The 21260-nt window shown below is 68.3% G+C and carries 22 protein-coding genes; 10 read left to right on the top strand and 12 right to left on the bottom strand.

The features are described from left to right. Positions 1–5: 5 nt before the first annotated feature. Entirely contained in the window at positions 6–530 is a 525-nt protein-coding gene (locus ACGFX9_RS12475; protein WP_393469125.1) for a PadR family transcriptional regulator, read from the top strand. Here ACGFX9_RS12475 and ACGFX9_RS12470 read toward each other — a convergent pair. Continuing rightward, complete coding sequence (locus ACGFX9_RS12470) at positions 511–945, bottom strand: ATP-binding protein (RefSeq protein ID WP_393469122.1); 435 nt, start codon at positions 943–945, stop codon at positions 511–513. The genes ACGFX9_RS12475 and ACGFX9_RS12470 overlap by 20 nt on opposite strands. A 156-nt stretch (positions 946–1101) precedes the next feature. On the opposite strand from ACGFX9_RS12470, the gene ACGFX9_RS12465 reads away from it, so the two are divergent. Together ACGFX9_RS12465 and ACGFX9_RS12460 are read left to right on the top strand one after the other, a co-directional pair. Beyond that, the gene (locus tag ACGFX9_RS12465; protein ID WP_393469119.1) at positions 1102–1935 is read left to right on the top strand and encodes a helix-turn-helix domain-containing protein; all 834 of its coding nucleotides are present in this window, start codon (positions 1102–1104) and stop codon (positions 1933–1935) included. Continuing rightward, the gene (locus ACGFX9_RS12460; protein ID WP_393469116.1) at positions 1932–2180 is read left to right on the top strand and encodes a DUF397 domain-containing protein; all 249 of its coding nucleotides are present in this window, start codon (positions 1932–1934) and stop codon (positions 2178–2180) included. Before ACGFX9_RS12465 ends, ACGFX9_RS12460 begins: the two co-directional genes overlap by 4 nt. A gap of 3 nt (positions 2181–2183) precedes the next feature. Here ACGFX9_RS12460 and ACGFX9_RS12455 read toward each other — a convergent pair whose 3' ends face one another. Continuing rightward, positions 2184–4052 carry an alpha-L-fucosidase gene (locus ACGFX9_RS12455; protein ID WP_393469113.1) on the bottom strand — a complete coding sequence of 623 codons (1869 nt, stop codon included), beginning with the start codon at positions 4050–4052 and terminating at the stop codon, positions 2184–2186. 262 nt (positions 4053–4314) lie between these two features. Between ACGFX9_RS12455 and ACGFX9_RS12450 the strand changes: the two genes are divergently transcribed. Continuing rightward, entirely contained in the window at positions 4315–4704 is a 390-nt protein-coding gene (locus tag ACGFX9_RS12450; protein ID WP_393469110.1) for a hypothetical protein, read from the top strand. Here ACGFX9_RS12450 and ACGFX9_RS12445 read toward each other — a convergent pair. After that, the gene (locus tag ACGFX9_RS12445) at positions 4673–5026 is read right to left on the bottom strand and encodes a winged helix-turn-helix transcriptional regulator (protein ID WP_393469107.1); all 354 of its coding nucleotides are present in this window, start codon (positions 5024–5026) and stop codon (positions 4673–4675) included. The genes ACGFX9_RS12450 and ACGFX9_RS12445 overlap by 32 nt on opposite strands. Positions 5027–5195: 169 nt before the next feature. Between ACGFX9_RS12445 and ACGFX9_RS12440 the strand changes: the two genes are divergently transcribed. The 3 genes from ACGFX9_RS12440 (at position 5196) to ACGFX9_RS12430 (ending at position 9145) form a co-directional block, all read left to right on the top strand. Next, the gene (locus ACGFX9_RS12440; RefSeq protein WP_393469105.1) at positions 5196–7409 is read left to right on the top strand and encodes an alpha-N-acetylglucosaminidase; all 2214 of its coding nucleotides are present in this window, start codon (positions 5196–5198) and stop codon (positions 7407–7409) included. A 182-nt stretch (positions 7410–7591) separates the two neighbouring features. Continuing rightward, entirely contained in the window at positions 7592–8407 is an 816-nt protein-coding gene (locus ACGFX9_RS12435) for a chitosanase (protein ID WP_393470433.1), read from the top strand. Positions 8408–8500: 93 nt separating this feature from the next. Then, positions 8501–9145 carry a LysE family translocator gene (locus ACGFX9_RS12430; RefSeq protein WP_393469102.1) on the top strand — a complete coding sequence of 215 codons (645 nt, stop codon included), beginning with the start codon at positions 8501–8503 and terminating at the stop codon, positions 9143–9145. 88 nt (positions 9146–9233) lie between these two features. Here the strand turns inward: ACGFX9_RS12430 and ACGFX9_RS12425 are convergent, their stop codons facing one another. From ACGFX9_RS12425 to ACGFX9_RS12390, 8 genes are all read right to left on the bottom strand, one after another. Further along, on the bottom strand, positions 9234–10592 hold the full coding sequence (locus ACGFX9_RS12425) for a nucleobase:cation symporter-2 family protein (protein ID WP_393470430.1): 1359 nt from the start codon (positions 10590–10592) through the stop codon (positions 9234–9236). A gap of 362 nt (positions 10593–10954) precedes the next feature. Next, positions 10955–12343, bottom strand: a complete 1389-nt coding sequence (locus ACGFX9_RS12420; protein WP_393469099.1) for an 8-oxoguanine deaminase — start codon at positions 12341–12343, stop codon at positions 10955–10957. Between the two features lie 48 nt (positions 12344–12391). Further along, positions 12392–13804, bottom strand: a complete 1413-nt coding sequence (locus ACGFX9_RS12415; RefSeq protein ID WP_393469096.1) for a nucleobase:cation symporter-2 family protein — start codon at positions 13802–13804, stop codon at positions 12392–12394. Between the two features lie 67 nt (positions 13805–13871). Continuing rightward, positions 13872–14795: a factor-independent urate hydroxylase gene (pucL, locus tag ACGFX9_RS12410; protein WP_393469093.1), complete on the bottom strand. Its 924-nt coding sequence runs from the start codon at positions 14793–14795 to the stop codon at positions 13872–13874. Positions 14796–14800: 5 nt separating this feature from the next. Continuing rightward, positions 14801–15208, bottom strand: a complete 408-nt coding sequence (uraH, locus tag ACGFX9_RS12405) for a hydroxyisourate hydrolase (protein ID WP_393469089.1) — start codon at positions 15206–15208, stop codon at positions 14801–14803. After that, complete coding sequence (uraD, locus tag ACGFX9_RS12400) at positions 15208–15720, bottom strand: 2-oxo-4-hydroxy-4-carboxy-5-ureidoimidazoline decarboxylase (RefSeq protein ID WP_393469086.1); 513 nt, start codon at positions 15718–15720, stop codon at positions 15208–15210. The genes uraH and uraD overlap by 1 nt, the downstream gene beginning before the upstream one ends. 169 nt (positions 15721–15889) lie before the next feature. Then, positions 15890–16258, bottom strand: coding sequence for a helix-turn-helix domain-containing protein (locus ACGFX9_RS12395; protein ID WP_393469083.1), 369 nt, complete (start codon positions 16256–16258; stop codon positions 15890–15892). Further along, positions 16255–16515: a hypothetical protein gene (locus ACGFX9_RS12390; RefSeq protein WP_393469080.1), complete on the bottom strand. Its 261-nt coding sequence runs from the start codon at positions 16513–16515 to the stop codon at positions 16255–16257. The genes ACGFX9_RS12395 and ACGFX9_RS12390 overlap by 4 nt, the downstream gene beginning before the upstream one ends. Positions 16516–16640: 125 nt before the next feature. On the opposite strand from ACGFX9_RS12390, the gene ACGFX9_RS12385 reads away from it, so the two are divergent. The 3 genes from ACGFX9_RS12385 (at position 16641) to ACGFX9_RS12375 (ending at position 20108) form a co-directional block, all read left to right on the top strand. Next, complete coding sequence (locus ACGFX9_RS12385; RefSeq protein ID WP_393469077.1) at positions 16641–17468, top strand: TIM barrel protein; 828 nt, start codon at positions 16641–16643, stop codon at positions 17466–17468. Between the two features lie 70 nt (positions 17469–17538). Further along, positions 17539–18429, top strand: coding sequence for a 2-hydroxy-3-oxopropionate reductase (locus ACGFX9_RS12380; RefSeq protein ID WP_393469074.1), 891 nt, complete (start codon positions 17539–17541; stop codon positions 18427–18429). 221 nt (positions 18430–18650) lie between these two features. Further along, complete coding sequence (locus ACGFX9_RS12375; RefSeq protein WP_393469072.1) at positions 18651–20108, top strand: catalase; 1458 nt, start codon at positions 18651–18653, stop codon at positions 20106–20108. 544 nt (positions 20109–20652) lie between these two features. On the opposite strand, the gene ACGFX9_RS12370 is transcribed toward ACGFX9_RS12375, so the two are convergent. Next, a complete protein-coding gene (locus ACGFX9_RS12370; protein WP_393469069.1) occupies positions 20653–21231 on the bottom strand; it encodes a YdeI family protein in 579 nt (192 codons plus the stop codon). Positions 21232–21260 lie beyond the last annotated feature (29 nt).

The raw sequence follows: 21260 nt of genomic DNA, 5'->3' as shown, positions 1-21260 counted from the left end.
GCCGCATGCTGGAGCTGTCGATCCTCGGGTTCCTCCGCGAGGAACCCCTGCACGGCTACGAACTCAAGTCCCGCATCCAGGGCCTCAGCGGCCACATCCGCCCGGTGAGCGACGGCGCGCTCTACCCGGCAATCACCCGCCTGGTGAAGGCGGGCCTCATCGAGCAGCGCACCGAGCCGGGCAAGAGCGCCGCGCCGCGCCGCATCCTCTCCCTCACCGAGGCGGGGCGCGAGGACCTGTTCACCCGGCTACGGGAGCCCAAGGACGCCGACATCACCGATGGCCAGCGCTTCTTCACCCTGCTCGCCTTCCTGCGGCACCTCCCCGACACCGCCGAGCAGGCCGCCGTACTCCGCCGCCGCCAGGCCTTCCTCAACACCCCGGCGAGCTTCTTCTACCGCGACGGGAAGCCGGTGACGGCGGAGGAAGCTCCCGATCTCTTCCGCCAAGGCATGCTGCGGATCGCCCGCGCCACCGGCACCGAGGAGAAGAAGTGGCTGACCGAGGCGATCAGCGCCCTGGAGCAGTGACCTCGGCCCACACCGTCTTTCCTACCTCCCGCCCGACCACACCCCACTCCTTGGCCAGGGCCGCCACGATCACGAGGCCCCGCCCCGACTCCCCTTCGGGAGCCGGACGTTCGGGCTCCTGCGGTGGTCTGCGCTCGGCCAGGGTGTCGGAGACCTCGACACGGAGCGTGTGCGCGTGGCACGTCAGGCGCAGCTCGAAGTCACGGCCGGGTACGCGACCGTGGGTCACGGCGTTCGCCGCGAGCTCGGCGACGATGGCCTCGACGGAGTCGGAGAGCTCACTGTCGTACGGGATGCCCCAGCCGTCCAGGTGATACCTGGTCAGCCTGCGTGCGAGGCGGGCGCCCCGGGGCGTCGAACTGAGGCGCTGGGTGAATTCCCGCAGGGGGGTGGCGGGTTGGGCTTCGGTCGGCATGACGCCAACGGTGGCGGGACGGCAACTCGTACACCAGGCGCGCAACTCGTACGGTCCGTAATTGTACGAGCGCGGAGGGTGGACGGTACGAGTAGCTGTCCGTAACCATGGGCGCGTTGGCGGGGATCAGCAATCAAGCGTCAGAGGTGACCCGTGATGTCGTCAAGTACGTCGGGCAGCAGTGAGCCCGAACCGTCCGAGGGGCTCAAGGCTTTCGGGGCAGTCCTGAAGTGCTTCCGCAAGCGGGCAGGGAGAACACAGGAGGCGCTCGCCCCCGAGATCGGCTACTCCACACACTTCCTCGCCTCGGTCGAACAGGGCAGGAGATATCCGCCGCCAAGGTTCGTCGACCAGTGCGAGGCGGCACTCGACGCCTTCGGCACGCTGCGGGTGACCGCGAACCAACTTTCGCGCCAGCCGGGCATCGCCTCGTGGTTCAGGCTGTGGGCCAAGCTGGAGCAGGAGGCGACCTGCCTCTACACGTACGAATCCCGACTGACGCCAGGCCTGTTGCAGACGGAGGCCTACGCGCGGACGCTGTTCGACGCCAGGGTCCCGCCACTGTCGGACGAGGCCCTGGAGAACCAGGTGGCTGCCCGCATGCAACGCCAGACATTGCTGCGGGAACGGCCGAACACCGCGTACAGCTTCATCATCGACGAGCACATCTTCCTGCGGCGCACCGGCGGGGCAGAGGTCACGCGCGAGCTCATCGATCACGTACTGGAGATCACCGCGCCCCGGAACATCGATTTGCAGATCATGCCGTTGGCGCAGGGCGTACATGCAGGGATGAACGGGCCGATCCAGCTCCTGGAGACGCCGGAAAACAGGTGGTACGGCTACTGCGAGGGGCAGGAGAACGGCCAGTTCGTCACCGACCCGAAAGTGATCAGCACCCTCCAGACCCGATATGCGAGACTGCGATCGCAGGCCCTCCGCCCCGAAGAATCCATGGGCCTGCTGGAGCGACTGCGAGGAGCGCTATGAGCACGACGGAACTGGCCTGGTTCAAGAGCAGTTACAGCGGCGACTCCAGCGGAGACTGCGTGGAAGTCGCCCTCGACTGGCGCAAGTCCAGCTACAGCAGCGGCAGTTCAGGCGACTGCCTGGAAATCGCTCCCTGCCCCACCACCATCCACGTACGCGACTCAAAGAACCCCGCAGGACCCCAACTCGCCCTGGAGCCCCGCGCCTGGGCGGAGTTCGTGTCCTACGCCCAGGCCCAGGGCTGACCGTCAGCGCGCGTACAACTGCGAGGCAGGGATGATCTGCTGTTCCTGGCCGGGGCTCGACCACAGCAGTTTCATGTGGGCCTCGCCCGTGTTCTCGGCGTAGTCGATCCTGACGGCGTGCCGCGTGCCCGCCGTCAGTTTCACCTGCGCCTTGTCGATCTTCGGCTCATGGGGCGACCACGAGTCGATGACCAGCTTGCCGTCGATCCACACCCGCGCCATGTCGTCCGAGACGGTCGTCAACGTGTACGTCTCCGAGCGGCGCGGCTCCAGCTTGCCGCTCCAGCGGACGCTGAACTTGTCGGAGGGGATGCTGGCGGCCGGTGAACCCTCGTACTTCCAGGCGTGGTTGACGGAAGGGTCGGTGCGGGTGATCTTCGGGGTGCCGGTCAGGCCCGCGTTGTCGAAGATCTCCTGCTTCAGGCCCTTGCCCTTGCCGGGGCGGGCCGTGGGGCCCGGGTCGACCTTCAGCTCGATGACCGTGGCGGTGTCGTTGGTCGCGGCGCCGGACGGGGTGACGTCGTAGCCGTCGCCGGACTTGGTGACGGCCACCTGCTGGTCGCTGCCGAGTACCCGTGCCGACGTGACCTTGAAGTCCGTACGCGCCTTCAGGTGCAGGGCGGCGCCGGACGCCGGCCACTGGGTGACCGCCGCGTAGAGCTTGTCGCCCTTGCGGCTGACCGAGCCCCAGGACGGTTCCTCGACGAGGCCGCCGTAGCGGGCACCGAAGACCGCGTTGCCCTGGCCCGACGTACGCAGCCAGTCGCCCATCTGCTTCAGGCGGTCGACGGACGGCTGGGGGACGCGGCCACGGGCGTCGGGGCCGACGTTCAGGAGGTAGTTGCCGCTGCGCGATGTCGTGGAGAGGAGGTTGCGGACCAGGGTGGCGGACGACTTCCAGTGGGTGTCGTAACGGGCGAAGCCCCAGTGGTCGTTGAGGGTCATGCAGGATTCCCAGAGCTGGCCGTCGACGGGGGCGCCGGGGATCTCCTGCTCGGGGGTTCCGTAGTCACCGTCGACGACGCGGCGCTTGCCGACGCGGTTGTTGATGATCAGGTCCGGGTCGAGGTCGCGGAGGTAGGCCTCCAGCTTCTCGCCGTCCTTCGCCGTCCAGGGGTTGTTGGGCTTGTCCGTGTCCCACTCGCCGTCGAACCAGAGGAGTGCCGGGTCGTAGTTGTCGACCAGCTCCTTGAGCTGGGCGCGCATCCGCTTCTCGTACTTGGGGAAGGTGGCCGGGTCGGGGAAGTCCGGGTCGTGCCAGTCCCAGATCGAGTAGTAGAAGCCCAGCTTGATGCCCGCGTCGTCGGACGCCTTCTTCAGTTCGGCGAGGATGTCGCGGTTCTTGTCGAAGGACGAGTGGTCGCGCAGGTTCCAGTCGTTGACCTTCGTGGGCCACATCGCGTACCCCTCGTGGTGCTTCGAGGTGATGACGATGTAGCGCATGCCCGCGTCCTTGGCGGCCTTGACCACGGCTTTGGCGTCGAAGTCGGCCGGGTTGAAGGTCGCGGCCTGCTTCTCGTACTCGGCCTTCGGTATGTCGCACTGGCGCTGGATCCACTCGGCGTCCTTGCAGACGGTGCCGTCGGGCTTCTTGTACTCGCCCTCCAGGTTGGAGTACGCGCCGAAGTGGATGAACATGCCGAAGCGGTCCTGCCGGAACCAGTTGGTGCGGTCGGCGGTGAAGGGGTCGTCGGTGGCGTGGTCGGTTCCGGGGCCGGTGGCTGCGGGGGCCTCGGTCGTGGGGGTTGTCGCGGCCGGTGGCTCCGTGGGCGCCGCGACCGCCGTGGGGACGGCGGTCGCGCCGAGGGCCGACGCTAGGAACAGGGCGATCCCGGCGACTCTTCGCCGGGTGCGACTGAGCTGTGTGCGCATGGGGCGGCTCCCTGAGATTGACGGGTCGCTCGGGAACGTAGGGTCGAATACATCGGATGTCAATGCGTCCAACTGACGGCGATAGGGTCGATGTTGGCTTTTAGGCCTGCCATCGCTCCGATGAATTGGCGTCGGCCACCCGTCTGGACTTCCGAGGGTGACCTCATGGACTTACCGCGGCGCCCGCCCGCCGCTATGCTTCGGAAATCGAATCACTTCGAATCGCTTGGCGTTCAGCCTGACCTCAGGAGGACCGACACCGATGAGCCTCGATGTACGTGACCTGCTCGCACCCGGCGCCCCCGACAAGACCCGGCTCGCGCTCGCACCGGACGCCGTCTTCCACAGCCCTGTCGCCGACTACAGCGGGCGGGACGACGTGGCGCACCTGTTCTCGAAGATCGGGCAGTGTCTGACCGCCATCGAACCGGTGCGGGGGTTCACCGAGGACGACGACGGGCGGCACAGCGTGACGACCTTCCACGGCAGCGTGGGGGGCGAGACCGTCTACGGCGCGTTCGTGCAGGAGGTCGACGACCAGGGGAAGTTGAGGGAGGCCACCTTGCTGCTCCGTCCGCTCAGTACGCTGCGGACGGCCGTGTCCCTCATGCGCGACGCCCTCACGGCCGATCCGCTGCCGAGTTCGCGCTGACCTCCGTCGCCCAGCGCCGGGCCCAGCCGTCCAGGGGAAGCAGGGCTTGGTGGGCCTCGCGGCCGAGGGCGGTCAACGCGTAGGCGCTGTCCGGCAGTTGGTGCACGAGCCGCGCTTCGAGCAGCTCGGTCAGGCGCTGGCGCAGCACACTGGAGGACATCGCGTCGCACTGCTGCCGCAGCGCCCGGAATCCGAGCGGCCCTGCCCGCAGCTCCCACACGATCCGCAGGCTCCAGCGCCGCCCGAACAGGTCGAGCGCGGCCATCAGGGGGCGGCCGGTGGTGGAGGCGGGGGTCGGGCGGCCGGGCAGCGGTGCGGTCATCCGCAGACGGTAGCACCGGGGGGCGAGGTGGTTCGGCTATCGAACCGGTGCGCGGGCGTCGGGCTGCGGCGGACGCGCGACGGCACCTTGACCGCGGTCGGCGGCCCCCTCATCGTGGTGCGCCGTCAGCCCCGCCGCGCACCGCCGAACCCGGGAGGGTATCCCTCGCATGCCCCTGGCCCGCCGCACCTTCCTCACCGCCGTCGCCGGAACGACCGGCGCCGCCGTCGCCTGCTCCGGAGCCTCCGCCGACGGCACCCCGACCCCCGCTCATCGCTCACCGGCCGCCGAGGCCGCCCGGCGTCTGCTCCCCCGCCACTGGAAGCAGCTCACGTTCACCACCCCGCCCGCGCCCGCACCCGCGACCGCGCCCGCCGATGACACCTTCCGGGTGTCCGGCCGGCGAGGGGACATCACCATCACTGCCTCCACACCGGCCGTACAACTAACCGCCCTGCGCCACTACTTGAAGCACGCCGCCCACGCCAACATCACCTGGGCGGGCAGCCGGACCGACCTCCCGGACCGGCTGCCGGGGCTCGCGAAACCCCTGACGGGCCGCGCCAACACCCCGCACCGCTTCGTCCTGAACGACACGAACGACGGTTACACGGGGGCGTACCACGACTGGTCGTACTGGGAGCGCGAACTCGACGTCCTCGCCCTGCACGGCTACAACGAGGTGCTCGTGTACGTCGGCGCGGACGCGCTCTACCACCGGGTGTTCCAGGAGTTCGGCTACTCCGACCAGGAACTGCGCGAGTGGATCCCGGCCCCGGCGCACCAGCCATGGTGGCTGCTCCAGAACATGTCCGCGTTTCCCTACCCCGTCTCGCGCCAACTCCTCGACTGCCGCGCCGCATTGGGGCGCCGCATCGCGGACCGGCTGCGTGAGCTGGGCATGACGCCGGTCTTCCCCGGCTACTTCGGCACGGTGCCGCCCGGCTTCACCGGGAAGAATCCCGGCGCGAGAACCGTGCCGCAGGGCGACTGGGTGGGGTTCACCAGGCCGGACTGGCTCGACCCGCGCACCGATCACTTCGGGCGGGCGGCGTCCGCGTTCTACCGCGCCCAGACGGAGCTGTTCGGGCCGTCGACGATGTTCAAGATGGACCTCCTGCACGAGGGCGGAAAGCCGGGTGACGTGCCCGTCGGCGAGGCGGCGAAGGCGGTCGAGAAGGCGCTCCAGACCGCACACCCCGGGGCGACCTGGGTGATCCTCGGCTGGCAGAGCAACCCCCCGAAGGCCATCGTCGACGCCGTCGACAAGTCCAGGATGCTGGTGGTCGACGGTCTCTCCGACCGCTTCCCGAAGATCACCGACCGGGAGTCCGACTGGAACGCGACCCCGTACACCTTCGGCTCGATCTGGAACTTCGGCGGTCACACGACGCTCGGCGCCAACACGCCCGACTGGGCCGAGCTCTACGAGAAGTGGCGCACCAAGGACGGCAGCATGCTGCGCGGCATCTCCCTCATGCCGGAAGCGGCAGACAACAACCCCGCCGCCTTCGAGCTGTTCTCCGAACTGGCTTGGCGCGCTGGCGACTTGGACCTCACCGCCTGGTTCGGCGAGTGGTCCGAGTCCCGCTACGGCGGGGCCGATCCGCACGCGGCCGCCGCGTGGGACGTCCTGCGCCGCACCGCGTACGGCACGACCCGCGCCGACGAGTGGGCCGAGGGCGCGGACGGCCTCTTCGGCGCGCGGCCGAGCCTCTCGGCGAAGTCGGCGGCAGCGTGGTCGCCGAAGGCGATGCGCTACAGCCCCGCGGACTTCGAGCCCGCTTTCACCGAACTCCTCTCTGTACGCCGCCAGTTGCGCGACTCCTCCGCGTACCGCCGTGACGTACTGGACGTGGCCCGTCAGGCACTCTCCAACCGCAGCCGCGCCCTCCTCCCCCAGATCAAGCAGGCGTACGACGCCAAGAACACCGGGGACTTCGACCGCCTGACCCGCGACTGGCTCGGCCACATGGACCTCCTCGACACGCTGATGTCCACCGACTCCCGTCACCTGCTGGGGCGTTGGGTCGCCGACGCCCGCGCGTGGGGAGCCGACGCGACGGAACGGGAGAGGCTCGCGTACGACCAGCTGTCGCTGCTCACCGTGTGGGGCACGCGTTCCGGGGCGGACGCGGGGCTGCGTGACTACGCCAACCGGGAGTGGGCGGGGCTCGTCGGCGGGCTCTACCGGCTGCGCTGGGAAACGTACTTCAAGGAGCTGCGGTCGGCGCTCGACGAAGACCGGGCGCCGAAGGCCATCGACTGGTTCGCCCTCGAAGACGGTTGGATTCGTGACCCGGGGCCACTGGCCACCCACCCGACCGGAGACACGTACAAAGTCGCTGTTCAGGTGCGCGAACGGCTGATCGGGAAGCGCTGACCGGCGGGCACGCGGCCTCCGGCGCCCCCAACTGACCGCCACTTGACGGGTATACGTCACTCCGAATCTCTGGTAGGAAACCTTCCTAACAGTACGTGGAACAGCGGAACACCCTTCGGAACGACGAACTCCCCCCACTTGGAGGTCCCGTGCCCACCCCCCATCGCGCCCCGGCGCCCCGTATGCACCCCACCTCACGCCGCACGCTCCTCGCCTTCATGGGCGCCGCTCTCGTGGCGGGCCCGGTGATCGCCTCCCAGACGGCGGGCGCCGCTCCCACCGGCAAGGCGGGCGGGCTCGACGACCCGGCGAAGAAGGAGATCGCCATGAAGCTCGTGTGCAGCGCGGAGAACTCGAGCCTGAACTGGAAGAAGTACTACCGCTACTGCGAGGACATCGACGACGGCCGCGGCTACACGGCCGGGATCATCGGCTTCTGTTCCGGCACCGGCGACATGCTCGACCTCGTCGAGCTCTACACCGACCGCAAGCCGAACAACGTCCTCGCCAAGTATCTGCCCGCGCTGCGCGAGGTGGACGGCACCGACTCACACGACGGTCTCGACCCGACGTACCAGGGCGACTGGGAGAAGGCCGCCCAGGACCCGGAGTTCCAGAAGGCGCAGAACGACGAGCGTGACCGCGTCTACTTCAACCCCGCCGTCAAGCAGGGCAAGGCGGACGGCATCGGCGTCCTCGGGCAGTTCGCGTACTACGACGCGATCGTCATGCACGGCAACGGCGGCGACGACACCAGCTTCCGCAACATCCGCAAGCGCGCCCTGAATTCGGCGAAGCCGCCGTCCCAGGGCGGCGACGAGACGGACTACCTCGACGCCTTCCTGGACGCGCGGGTCTGGGCGATGAAGCAGGAGGAGGCGCACGAGGACACCAGCCGGGTCGACACGGCCCAGCGGGTGTTCCTGAGGAAGGGCAACCTGGACCTGCGGACTCCGCTGGAGTGGAAGGTCTACGGGGACCCGTACCGGATCGACTGAGCCACCAGATCCCCCGGGATGTAGCAACTCTTACGCGATAGGTGAAGGAATCATCGCTGGTGCGGAGGGGCGCCGACGTCCGATCCTTGTCGAATGATCGGAACGAACGCGCTCCTCGGCGTCACAGTGGTCTCCTTCGGCATGGTGCTCACGCCCGGCCCCAACATGATGTACCTCGTCTCCCGGAGCATCACCCAGGGCCGCCGGGCCGGAACCGTCTCCCTGGCCGGGGTCGCCGTCGGCTTCCTCGTCTACCTCACGGCGGCGAACCTCGGCCTCTCCCTCATCTTCCTCGCGGTGCCGGAGCTGTACCTGGCCGTGAAGCTGGCGGGAGCTGGCTACTTGGGGTGGCTGGCGTGGAAGGCGCTGAAGCCGGGCGGCACCTCGGTCTTCACCCAGCAGGAGCTGGCGCCGGACTCCCCGCGGCGGCTGTTCTCCATGGGGCTCCTCACCAACCTTCTGAACCCGAAGGTCGCCATCATGTACATCTCCCTGATCCCGCAGTTCATCGACCCGGCCGCGGGCCACACGCTCCTCCAGGGCTTCGTCCTTGGCGGCGTACAGATAGCGATCAGCCTCGGCGTGAACCTCGCCATCGTCATGGCCGCGGGCACCATCGCACTCTTCCTGGCGGGCCGCCCGACGTGGCTCCGCGTCCAGCGGTACGTGATGGGCACGGTGCTCGGCGCCTTGGCCATCAAGCTCGCGACGGACCGGGCGCCTACGGCTGCCGCGTGAGCCTTCCGAGTTGCAGGAAAGTTCCACTTTCGGCCCCTTGGAGGGGCCGAAAGTGGAACTTTCCTGCAGTTGGGGGTGCGGAGGGGAGTCAGTGGGCGCCCGCCACCGAAGACCCTTCGTGCACCCTCTGTTCAGCGATCTCTCCCCCGGGCTCCATCGGGTTGGTCACGTCGTCGTCCTCACCGCGCTTGCCGATGTGGTTGAAGACGAGGTTGAGCACGACCGCCGCGACGCAGCCCGTGGAGATGCCCGAGTCGAGGATGATCTTCGCGGTCTCCGGGAATGCGTGGTAGAACTCCGGCGCCGCGATGGGGATGAGGCCCACCGCCAGCGAGACGGCCACGATCAGGACGTTGTTGTCCCGCTCCAGGTTCGCCTTGACCAGGGTCTGGATGCCGCTCGCCGCGACCGAACCGAAGAGGACGACACCCGCGCCGCCGAGCACCGGACGCGGTACGACGGCGATGAGCGAGGCGGCCATCGGGCACAGGCCCATCAGGACCAGGAAGCCGCCGCCCGCGGCGACGACGTACCGGCTGCGGATCTTCGTCATCGCGACGAGGCCGATGTTCTGTGCGAAGGCGCTGCACATGAAACCGTTGAAGAGCGGGCTGATCGCCGAGCCGAGGGTGTCGGCGCGCAGACCCGCGGCGATGGTCTTCTCGTCGGCGGGGCGGTCGACGATCTCGCCGAGGGCGAGCATGTCGGCCGTGGACTCCGTCATCGAGACCACCATGACGACGCAGAGGGAGACGATCGCCGCCGCCGCGAACTGCGGGGCGCCGAAGTGGAACGGTGTCGGGAAGCCGACGATGTCCGCGTCCCCGATCGGGCTGAAGTCCGTGACGCCGAACGGGATCGCGATGACCGTGCCGACGACAAGGCCGAGCAGTACGGCGATCTGCTTGACGAAGCCGGTGGTGAAGCGGCGGAGGAGCAGGACTATGACGAGGGTGAGGCCCGCGAGTCCGAGGTTCTTCATCGAGCCGTAGTCATCCGCGCCCGGCACAGGTCCCTGCGCCCAGCCGAAGGCCACGGGCATCAGCGAGATGCCGATGAGGGTGATGACCGTGCCCGTCACCACCGGCGGGAAGAAGCGGACCAGCTTGGAGAAGAACGGTGCCGCGATGAAGCCGAGCACACCGGCGACGATCACCGCGCCGAAGATGATCGGAAGCGCGTCGTCCTTGTCCTTGGTCGAGTCGACGACCGCGAGCATGGGGGCGACACCGGCGAAGGTGACGCCGTTGACGAAGGGGAGTCGGGCGCCGATCTTCCAGACGCCGAGGGTCTGGAGGAACGTGGCGAGGCCCGCGGTGAACAGACAGGCGCCGGTCAGGAAGGTGAGTTCCTTCGCGGAGAGGCCTATCGCCGCGCCGACGATGAGCGGTGGGGCGACGACGCCCGCGTACATGGCCGCCACGTGCTGGAGGCCGGTGGTCGCCATCTTGAGCGGGGGGAGCTTCTGGTCGACGGGATGTACTGCGCTCGCGCCGGATATGGCGCTTTCGCCGTCGGCTTCGGATGGGTCTGGGGTGGTGCCTTGCTTGGTGAACCTGGGCTGAGTGGCCACTGTGGCTCCTCCGGTTGTTTTCCAGTACGGCGGGCTCTGCCGGCACTTTTCGCTTCTGGGAGGTGGTGCGTGGTGCAAGGGCTTGCTCGGTATGAAGTTGTGGGTGGTGCGCCCAGGTAGTACTGACCGCCCCGGGAACGTGAAGCTTTGGGCCACGTTCCGGGGCGGCACTTGAGCAGCCCGCTCGGCTGCTCAAGTCCGGTCAGGGGCCGTCCCCCCTGACCGGAGTTCTTGGGTCAGGCCTCCGCGGCGATCCGCGCGAGGCGCTGCGCCTCGTCCCGTGCGGAGCGGGCGATGGCGTCCTCGTCGACGTGCAGGAGACGGCCGTTCTCGACGACCGGCTTGCCGTTGACGAGGGAGAGCGTGACCGGGGCCGCCGCGCCGAAGACGATGGCGGTCACCGGGTCGGCGATCGAGGAGTGCCCGATGCCGTCGATCTTCCAGAGGACGAGGTCGGCGAGCTTGCCGGCCTCGAGGGAGCCGATCTGTGTGGAGCGGCCCAGGACTTGGGCGCCGCCGAACGTGCCGAGGCGCAGGGCCTGGCGGGCGTTCAGGGCGGCCTCGCGGTGTGCGCCGAGGCGGTTGATGAGGAGCGCGTTGCGCAGCTCGGTGTGGAGTTCGCCGGACTCGTTGGAGGCGGTGCCGTCGACGCCGAGGCCGACCGGGACACCGGCCTTCAGCATGTCCGGTACGCGGGCGATGCCTGCCGCCAGACGTGCGTTGGAGGACGGGCAGTGCGCAACTCCCGTACCGGTGCGGGCGAATGCCGCGATGTCGGAGTCGTTCATGTGGACGCAGTGCGCCATCCACACGTCGTCACCGAGCCAGCCGGTCGACTCGAAGTAGTCGGTGGGGCCCATGCCGAACAGTTCCTTGCAGAACTGCTCCTCCTCCACGGTCTCGCTGCCGTGGGTGTGCAGTCGTACGCCCTTGGCGCGCGCCAACTCGGCGCCCTGCTTCATGAGTTCGGTGGAGACCGAGAACGGGGAGCAGGGGGCGACGGCGACCTGCGTCATCGCGTCGAAGGAGGCGTCGTGGTGCTTGTCGACGGTCTCGGCGGTCGCGGCGAGCGCGCCTTCGAGGGTCTCGACGGCGAAGTCCGGCGGCAGGCCGCCGTCCTTCTTGCTGCGGTCCATGGAGCCGCGGGCGAGGGTGAAGCGCACGCCCATGTCGCTGGCAGCGCCGATGATGGCGCCGGACAGGTCACCGGAGTTCTTCGGGAAGACGTAGTGGTGGTCCATCGCGGTGGTGACACCGCCGCGGGCCATCATGCCGAGCGAGCCCTGGGCCGCCGCCTTCACCATCTGCTCGTCGATGCGGGCCCACGTCGGGTACAGCGCCGTCAGCCAGTTGAAGAGGTTGTGGTCGGTGGCCAGGCCGCGGGTGATCCACTGGTAGAAGTGGTGGTGCGTGTTGACCAGGCCGGGGGTCACGAGGTGACCGGTCCCGTCCACACGGCGTACGACGTTTTCCAGGCCCTCGGGGGCCTTTCCCGCGCCGATGGACTCGATCTTGTTCCCCGCGACGACGACGTATCCCGACGCGTACTCGGTGTCGTCGGCGTCGACGGTCGCGATGGCACAGTTCTCGATGACGATGCGCTGCAGGTCTGCCGGTGCTGCCATGGTGCTTCTTCCTTCTGTGGTGAGTGGCGATGTGGGCACGGCATGACCCTAGGAAGATTTGAGTGCCGCGGCCGCGGGGCTGCGGGTGCCGAGATGGTTGAAGAACAGGTTGAGCAGGACCGCGGTCAGCGCTCCCGCACTGATTCCGGAGCCGAGGACGGTCTGCGCCCAGGCCGGGAATTCGGCGTAGAAGGTGGGCGCGGCGAGCGGGATGATGCCCGCTCCGAGCGCGACGGCCACCAGGATGATGTTGGAGCTGTCGTCCAGGCCCGCCTCGGAGAGCGTACGGATGCCGCTGACCGCGATGGAGCCGAAGAGGACGATGCCCGCGCCGCCGAGGACCGGCATCGGTACGAGGCTGACGACCGCGCCGAGCATCGGGAAGGTGCCGAGCACGATGAGGGCGCCGCCCGCGACGGCCACGACGTAGCGGCTGCGGACCCGGGTCAGCGAGACGACGCCGACGTTCTGCGCGAAGGCGGAGGTCGGGAAGCCGCCGAAGACGGGGCCGATGAGTGTGGCGATGCCGTCCGTGCGCAGACCGCGGGTGATGGTCCTGCCGTCGCTCTTGCGCTCGCAGATCTCGCCGAGGGCGAGCATGCCGGCCGACGACTCGGTCATCAGGACCAGCATCACGATGCAGAGCGAGAGGATCGCGGCGGGCTGGAACTCCGGGGCGCCGAAGGCGAACGGCGTCGGGAGTGCCGCCACCGGCGCGGACTTGATGGCGCCGAAGTCGGCCATACCGAACGGGATCGCGGCGAGCGTTCCGACGAACAGGCCGAGCAGCAGGGCGACTTGCTTGAGGAAGCCGCGCCCGAAGCGCTGGAAGATGAGGATCACGACGAGTGTGAAGGCGGCGAGCGCCAGGTACTTCATCGCGCCGAAGTCGGCTGCCGTCTTGTCGCCGCCCTGCGCCCAGGTGACCGGCACGGGCATGAGCGTCACACCGATGAGGGTGATGACGACGCCGGTGACGAGCGGCGGGAAGAAGCGGAGGAGGCGCCCGAAGAAGGGGCCGACCGCGAGACAGAAGACACCCGCGACCATCACCGCGCCGTAGATGGCGGGGAGTTGATGGCCTGTGGCGCTGTTCTCGGCGATGGCGAGGATGGGTGCGATGCCCGCGGACGAGGCGGCGTTCACGAAGGGGAGCCGGTTGCCGACGAAGCCCTTGACGCCGAGCGTCTGGAGGATCGTGGCGAGTCCGGCGATCAGCAGGCTCGCGGCGATGAGTCGGGTCTGCGCGACCGTGTCCAGGCCTACGGCCTGGCCGATGATCAGCGGTGGGGTGACGACTCCCGCGTACATGGCTGCGATGTGCTGGAGCGCGGCGGGGACGAGCCGCGAGGGGTGAAGCTTCTCATCCACCGGATGGCAGGCGGCAGTTGGGTCGCCGTCGGCTATGTCCGATGGGGTGGAACACGGGCCTTTCGCCGGCCCCGATGCAGGCTGTGCCATTGCTGCTGTTCCCTCCGGTGTGGCGCGCCCCCGTCCGCTGCGGACGGGCGGGGGCACGCGTCCCGTATCAGAGGTTGGTCATGTCGACCGGGATCTTCGGCTGGACCCCGTCCCTGAGAACCGTGGCCTCGATCAGGCCGTAGGGGCGGTCCGCCGCGAAGTAGACCTCGTTGTCGTTCTTCAGCCCGAAGGGCTCGAGGTCCACCAGGAAGTGGTGGTTGTTCGGCAGCGAGAAGCGGATCTCGTCGATCTCGCTCCGGCTGTTGATGACGCGCGAACCCATTTGGTAGAGGGTCTGCTGCAGCGAGAGGGAGTACGTCTCGGCGAAGGCTTGCAGGATGTGCTTCTTGGCCTGCGCGTACGACTTCTCCCAGTTGGGCATCCGGTCCGCGTCGCTGGTCCAGTTGTAACGCCAGGCGGCGGAGACGTCGGTGCACAGGATGCGGTCGTACGCCTCCTTCAGCGTCGTGTACTTGTCCTTGACGTAGCCCCAGAACTCCGAGTTGGTGGAGTTCATGACCGTGAGGTCCTTGAGCCCGGAGATGATCTCCCAGTTCTCACCGTCGAAGGTGATCTGCGTGGTGCGCAGCTCCTGGCCCTTGCGGGCGAAGGAGTGGTTGACCTCGTCCGAGCCGATGAACTTCGAGTTGTTGTCCGAGGTCGCGATGCGCTCCCAGGTGTACTCCTGGATGCGGATCCGCGCGACCTTGATCGGCTCCTGGGACGTCACGAAGTGGCGGGCCAGGTGGATGCCGAACTGCTCGGCGGACTCGATGCCGTGCTCCTTGGCGAACGCGAACACCGTGTTCTTGGTGGTGTCCGTCGGCAGGACGTTCGCGTTCGAGCCGGAGTAGTGGACGTCGTCCATGTCGCCGGAGAGGGCGACCGAGACGTTCAGGTCCTTGATGTGGTGCGTGTCGCCGTCCCGCGTGATCTTGACGACGCGGTTCTCTGCTTTGCCGTACTGGTTCTGGCCGAGAATCGTGGGCATGTCTGCTAGCTCCCTCGGTAAACGGAGTAGCCGAACGGGTTGAGCAGCAGCGGTACGTGATAGTGCTCGCCCGGGTTGACGGCGAAAGTGATCGCCACCTCCGGGAAGAACGCACCGCTGTCCCTTACGCGGGGGGCGTCCTGCTGCGCCTCGGCTTGCTTCTTGTCGCTGTGCTGGTTTTTGGAGAAGTACGCCTCGACCTCGAAGTCGAGCCGTACGTGTGTGGTGCCTTCCGGCAGCGCCGGCAGGTCCTTGCAGCGCCCGTCCGCGTCGGTCGCGGAGCCGCCGAGCGCCACCCACTCGGCGTCACGGCCACCGCGGGCCGTGAGCGAGATGGCGACGCCCTCGGCGGGGCGGCCGATGCTGGTGTCCAGGATGTGCGTGGACACCGAGGCGGTGGTGTCAGTGCTCATCAGTCCTTGTCCTCTTCCACGAGACGGGTCAGCCGGATTCGGTTGATCTTCCCGAGTTCGGTGCGCACGTTTCCGCGCTCCTGCTCGGCGGTGTTGCCGATCCGGGTCTTGACCGCATCGCGCATCTGCTCACCGGTCGCCCCGGTGGCGCAGATCAGAAAGACATGACCGAACTTCTCCTGGTAGGCCAGGTTCAGTTCGAGCATCTCGGCCTTGAGCTCCTCGGACGCCCCCGCCATGCCGCGCTGTTCGCGTGACGACGTGGGATCCCCGGGCTTCGGGCGGCCGATCGGCGGGTGCCCCGCCATCGCCTCGGCCAGATCCTCGTCGGTCAGTTCGGCCGTGGCGGCGTCACTTGCGGCGAAGAGGGCTTCGACGGTGGAGAAGGGGCGCTGGGCGAGAATCTTGCTCCCCCACGCCGATGAGGCGCAGGCCTCGTGGAGCGCGGCGGTGGCCGCGGACTCCGTTGCCGCGTTGAACCGGGCGAGGCCCAGGGTCGTACTCGACGTCACGGGTACCTCCGTGGCCTTGTGCTGATCGGGCTGCCGATAGCTAACGCCAGCCGAAACACCACGTCAACACTTTGTTGAAAACTTCGGGTAACAAAAGACCGCCGCCCGGTTAACGGACGACGGCCTCCCACGGGGCGCTGACCTGGAGATCAGGCGAGGTCAGGCAAGATCAAGTGGAGCGGTTGAGATAGTTGTAGACGGTGAAGCGCGATACGCCGAGCGCGCCGGCGACCGTCTCCACACCATGCCGCACGGCGAAGGCGCCTCGCGCCTCAAGTATCCGTACGACCTCCTGCTTGGCCTTGCGGTCCAGCTCGGACAGGGGCACACCGCGCTTGCGCTCAAGGGCCAGCAGGATGTGATCCAGGGAGTCCGCGAGCTGCGGAAGGCGTACGGCGACCACGTCCTCGCCCCTCCAGGCGAGCACGACGTCGTCGGTGCCCGCCTCGTCGGGGGCCACCATTTCGCCGCCCATGGCGTCCACGAGCGGCTTGACGGCGGCCAGGAAGGGGCCGTGGTCGTCTCTGGCACCGGTCATTCGATGGCCTCCCCCGACTCTCCGAGCACGTTCACCTGGAGCGAGACGCGTGTGGCGCCCGAGGCCAGGGCCTTGCGCAGCAGCGCGTCCACGGCGGTCAGGACCTCGTCGGCGCCGCCCTCCGCCGTATTGCCGAAGGGTCCGACGTCCACGGCGTCGAGATCGGCCCCCTGGATGACGTCCCGGGCCACCAGCGCATGGGGCGGCGCCTCGTCCAGGTCGAAGGGTTCGGTCGTGAACTCCACTCTCAATCGCACGGGCACAACCTACTGCCGCGTGGCGATTTTCCGGGAGCCCCCTCTTGACAAGGGCGGATGCTCGACGGCAATCTTCCATCAGACAGAAATTAACTTCCGCAATACGGAAGGAGCGCGGAAGCCCCATGGGATACTCCGACCAGCGCTTCAATGTGAACCTGTCGATCCTCTTCACGGAACTCCCGCTCCTGGAGCGCCCCGCGGCTGCCGCCGCGGCGGGCTTCACGGCGGTCGAGCTGTGGTGGCCCTGGGTCGACGCCCCCACCCCCGAGCAGTCCGAGCTCGACGCCCTTCGCGCGGCGATCACGGACGCCGGCGTACAACTGGTGGGCCTGAACTTCTACGCCGGGCAGCTGCCCGGTCCTGACCGCGGCGCCCTGTCGATTCCGGGCGAGGAGAGCGAGAAGTTCCGCGCGAACCTCTCGGTGGCGGCGGACTTCGCCGAGTCCCTCGGCTGCAAGGCGCTCAACGCGCTGTACGGCAACCGGGTGGAGGGCGTGGACCCCGCCGTCCAGGACGAACTTGCCCTGGAGAACCTTGTGTTGGCGGCCCGCGAGGCCGACCGCGTGGGTGCGGTCCTCTTGATCGAGGCACTGAACAAGCCGGAATCGCCCCGCTGCCCGATCGTCAGCGCGCCCGCGGCCATCGCCGTGGTGGACAAGGTGAACACCCTTACGGGACTCGGTAACGCGAAGTTCCTCATGGACCTGTACCACCTGTCCATGAACGGTGAGGACCTGCCGGCCGTCATCGATCAGTACGTCGCCCAGACCGGGCATGTGCAGATCGCCGACAATCCTGGCCGTGGGGCCCCGGGCACGGGGGCGCTTCCGCTGGAGGAGCTGCTTGATCAGCTCCGGAAGGCCGGATACGAGGGCTGGGTCGGCCTGGAGTACAAGGCGGGCGACCTGCCCAGCGCTGAGGCTTTCGGCTGGCTGCCGGCCTCGGACTAGACCGCCGCTCCGCGGCGGATCTCGCCCACCCACCCACCTGATTGCCCCGTAGTTTCAGAAAGGCTCCACCATGAGCAACCTTCCCAAGATCGCGTGGATCGGACTCGGCATCATGGGCTCCCCCATGGCCGAGAACCTGATCAAGGCTGGTTACTCCGTCACCGGCTTCACCCTTGAGCAGGACAAGCTTGACCGCCTCGCCGCGGCCGGCGGCGCCGCCGCCAAGTCGATCGCCGAGGCCGTCAAGGACGCCGACGTCGTGATCACGATGGTGCCCGCCTCTCCGCAGGTCGAGGCCATCGCGTACGGCGAGAACGGCATCCTGGAGAACGCGAGGTCCGGTGCGCTGATCGTCGACATGTCTTCGATCACCCCGCAGACCTCCGTGGACCTGGCCAAGGCCGCCAAGGACAAGGGCATCCGTGTCCTGGACGCCCCCGTATCGGGTGGCGAGGCCGGTGCCATCGAGGCCGTGCTCTCGATCATGGTCGGCGGCGAGCAGGCCGACTTCGACGAGGCCAAGCCGATCCTCGACGCCCTCGGCAAGACCATCGTGCTGTGCGGTCCGCACGGCTCGGGGCAGACCGTGAAGGCCGCCAACCAGCTCATCGTCGCCGTGAACATCCAGGCGTGCGCCGAGGCAGTCGTCTTCCTGGAGAAGTCGGGTGTGGACCTGACCGCCGCCCTCGACGTCCTGAACGGCGGGCTCGCGGGCTCCACCGTCCTGACCCGCAAGAAGGACAACTTCCTCAAGCGCGACTTCAAGCCCGGTTTCCGGATCGACCTGCACCACAAGGACATGGGCATCGTCACCGACGCCGCCCGCAATGTCGGTGCCTCGCTTCCGGTCGGCGCCGTGGTCGCCCAGCTCGTCGCCTCGCTGCGTGCGCAGGGTGACGGCGGCCTTGACCACTCCGCGCTGCTTCGCGGTGTCGAGCGCCTCTCCGGCGCCGAGCTCTAAGCAGCCCCAAAGGCTCCAAGAGCTCCCTCAACTTCCGGGTCGCGGCGGCGCTGACACCTGTCCTGTCGCGCCCAGGCGTCGCCGCGGCCCGGAACTCAAAGCCACACCGGCAAGCCACACCCAAAACTTCAACAAACTGTTGACGTAGCTGTTCAGGCGTACTTACGCTCACGTCACCTCAGCAGTTTCAGTAGTCCGTACGGAAGGTCAACCCCGCCACCATGTCGAAGCGTGTGCTCACGACCGAGTCCGGCGCCCCCGTCGCCGACAATCAGAACTCAGCCACCGCCGGCGTCGGTGGCCCGCTTCTCCTCCAGGACCAGCACCTCCTGGAGAAGCTCGCCCGCTTCAACCGCGAGCGCATCCCGGAGCGTGTCGTGCACGCCCGTGGTTCCGGTGCCTACGGCTACTTCGAGGTGACCGACGACGTCACCGCGTACACCTCGGCCGACTTCCTGAACACCGTCGGCAAGCGCACCGAGACGTTCCTGCGCTTCTCCACGGTGGCCGACAGCCTCGGCGGCGCGGACGCGGTCCGTGACCCGCGCGGCTTCGCGCTGAAGTTCTACACCGAGGACGGCAACTACGACCTCGTCGGCAACAACACCCCGGTCTTCTTCATCAAGGACCCGCTGAAGTTCCCCGACTTCATCCACTCCCAGAAGCGCGACCCCTTCACGGGCAAGCAGGAGCCGGACAACGTCTGGGACTTCTGGGCGCACGCCCCCGAGGCGACGCATCAGGTGACGTGGCTGATGGGTGACCGCGGCATCCCCGCGTCCTACCGGCACATGAACGGCTACGGCTCGCACACCTACCAGTGGACGAACGAGGCGGGCGAGGCCTTCTTCGTGAAGTACCACTTCAAGACGAACCAGGGCGTACGCAGCCTGTCGTCGGAGCAGGGCGCCGAGCTCGCGGGCAAGGACGCGAACTCGCACCAGACGGACCTCGTCCAGGCCATCGAGCGTGGCGTGAACCCGTCCTGGACGCTGCACGTGCAGATCATGCCGGCGGCGGACGCGGCGAACTACCGCTTCAACCCGTTCGACCTGACCAAGGTGTGGCCGCACAGCGACTACCCGTTGCAGCGCGTGGGCCGTCTGGTCCTCGACCGCAACCCCGACAACGTCTTCGCCGAGGTCGAGCAGGCCGCCTTCTCCCCGAACAACTTCGTTCCGGGTATCGGCCCCTCCCCCGACAAGATGCTCCAGGGCCGCCTGTTCGCCTACGCGGACGCGCAGCGCTACCGTCTCGGCGTCAACCACACGCTGCTTCCGGTGAACGCGCCGAAGGCGACCAAGGCCGACAACTACGGCCGTGACGGTCTGATGGCGGCCAACGCGTACGGCCGTGACCGCAAGAACTACGAGCCCAACTCGTACGACGGCCCCGCCGAGACCGGCCAGCCCCTCTCCGCGCCGCTCTCCGTGGTCGGCCACACGGGCACGCACGAGGCCCCGCTCCACACCAAGGACGACGACTTCTTCCAGGCGGGCGAGCTGTACCGCCTGATGTCCGCCGAGGAGCAGGCCCGTCTGGTGGCGAACATCGCCGGTGGCCTCTCGCAGGTCTCGCGTGACGACGTCATCGAGAAGAACCTCGCCCACTTCCACGCCGCCGACACGGAGTACGGCAAGCGCGTGGAGGAGGCTGTCCGCGCCCTGCGCGAGGACTAGAACTCCCGAGCTGCGCCGGGGAATTGACGGGAGGTCAGTTCCCTGGCGCTGTGCCCGCACCATCACGGACCCGGATGAGGGGTGGACCGTGGTGAACCGGGCCGGACGAGGACCGCGGCGGCTTTGTGAGCCAGTGCGGTGGTTAAGGCTTTGCGGCTCCCCTCTCGACCTGAGGGAGGGGAACCCCGCGGAGCCATTCGCAACCGCCGCGGTCCCAGCCGCTTTCGGGCCCCTGGGCCTTGGGCCTTGGACCCATATGACTCCGTCCGGCAGCGCGTATGCATGTTCCGCCAGTCGCGCGCGGTCGGGCGGCTACAACTCCTCTGCCAGAGCGGCGAGTACGGACGGTCCCGTACTCGCCGCTCTTTCGCGTGCGCTGCTTTGGCGGTCTGTGGGGTCGTTTACCTCTGCGGGACGCGCTGTGGCTGGTCGCGCAGTTCCCCGCGCCCCTTCGGGGCCCGACCGGCGGGGGAGCGCCCGGAGGGGCGCGGGGAACTGCGCGCGCAACCACGACGCGCCCGCAGGGGCGAGACAAACCCCCGCCTCAACGGACCTTCTCGCCAGACTCCAGCCTCGCCAGCATCCGTTCGAGCCTCGCGGCACGCGTAGCCGGTGTCTTCGCTGTCATCAGGCGGTGCAGCACCACGTACTGGTCCGACTTGCCGAGGCCCTCGAAGGTCTCGCGGGCCACCGTGCTCGCCGCCAGGGCCGCCGCCAGGTCCTCCGGCACCGTGGCGTTCCGCTGGGAGGCGTAGGCCGCTTCCCAGCGGCCGTCCGCCTTGGCCGCCGTCACTTCCGCCAGGCCCGCCTCGCGCATGCGGCCCGAGGCGATCAGGGCCTCCACCTTCTGGACGTTCACCGCGGACCACAAACCGCGCGGGCGGCGGCGGGTGATCTTCTGCAGGTAGTACACATCGTCGTACGACCTGCGCTGGCCGTCGATCCAGCCGTGGCAGAGCACCACGTCCACGATCTCGCCCCACGTCACCGACGCCACGCCCGAAGCCTTCTTGGCGACCTTCAGCCATACGCCCGGTGCGGTGGCGTGGTGTTCGGCCAGCCAGGCGTCCAGCTCCGCACTGTCCGTGCAGGTCATGACCTGCAGCCCCTCCAGCAGTTCCATGCGCACACACTAGAGGGGCGGCCCACCCC

This window comes from Streptomyces sp. NPDC048436 (assembly GCF_043200355.1).
Classification (GTDB): Bacteria; Actinomycetota; Actinomycetes; order Streptomycetales; family Streptomycetaceae; genus Streptomyces.
This window is presented reverse-complemented; position numbering and strand designations above follow the sequence as displayed.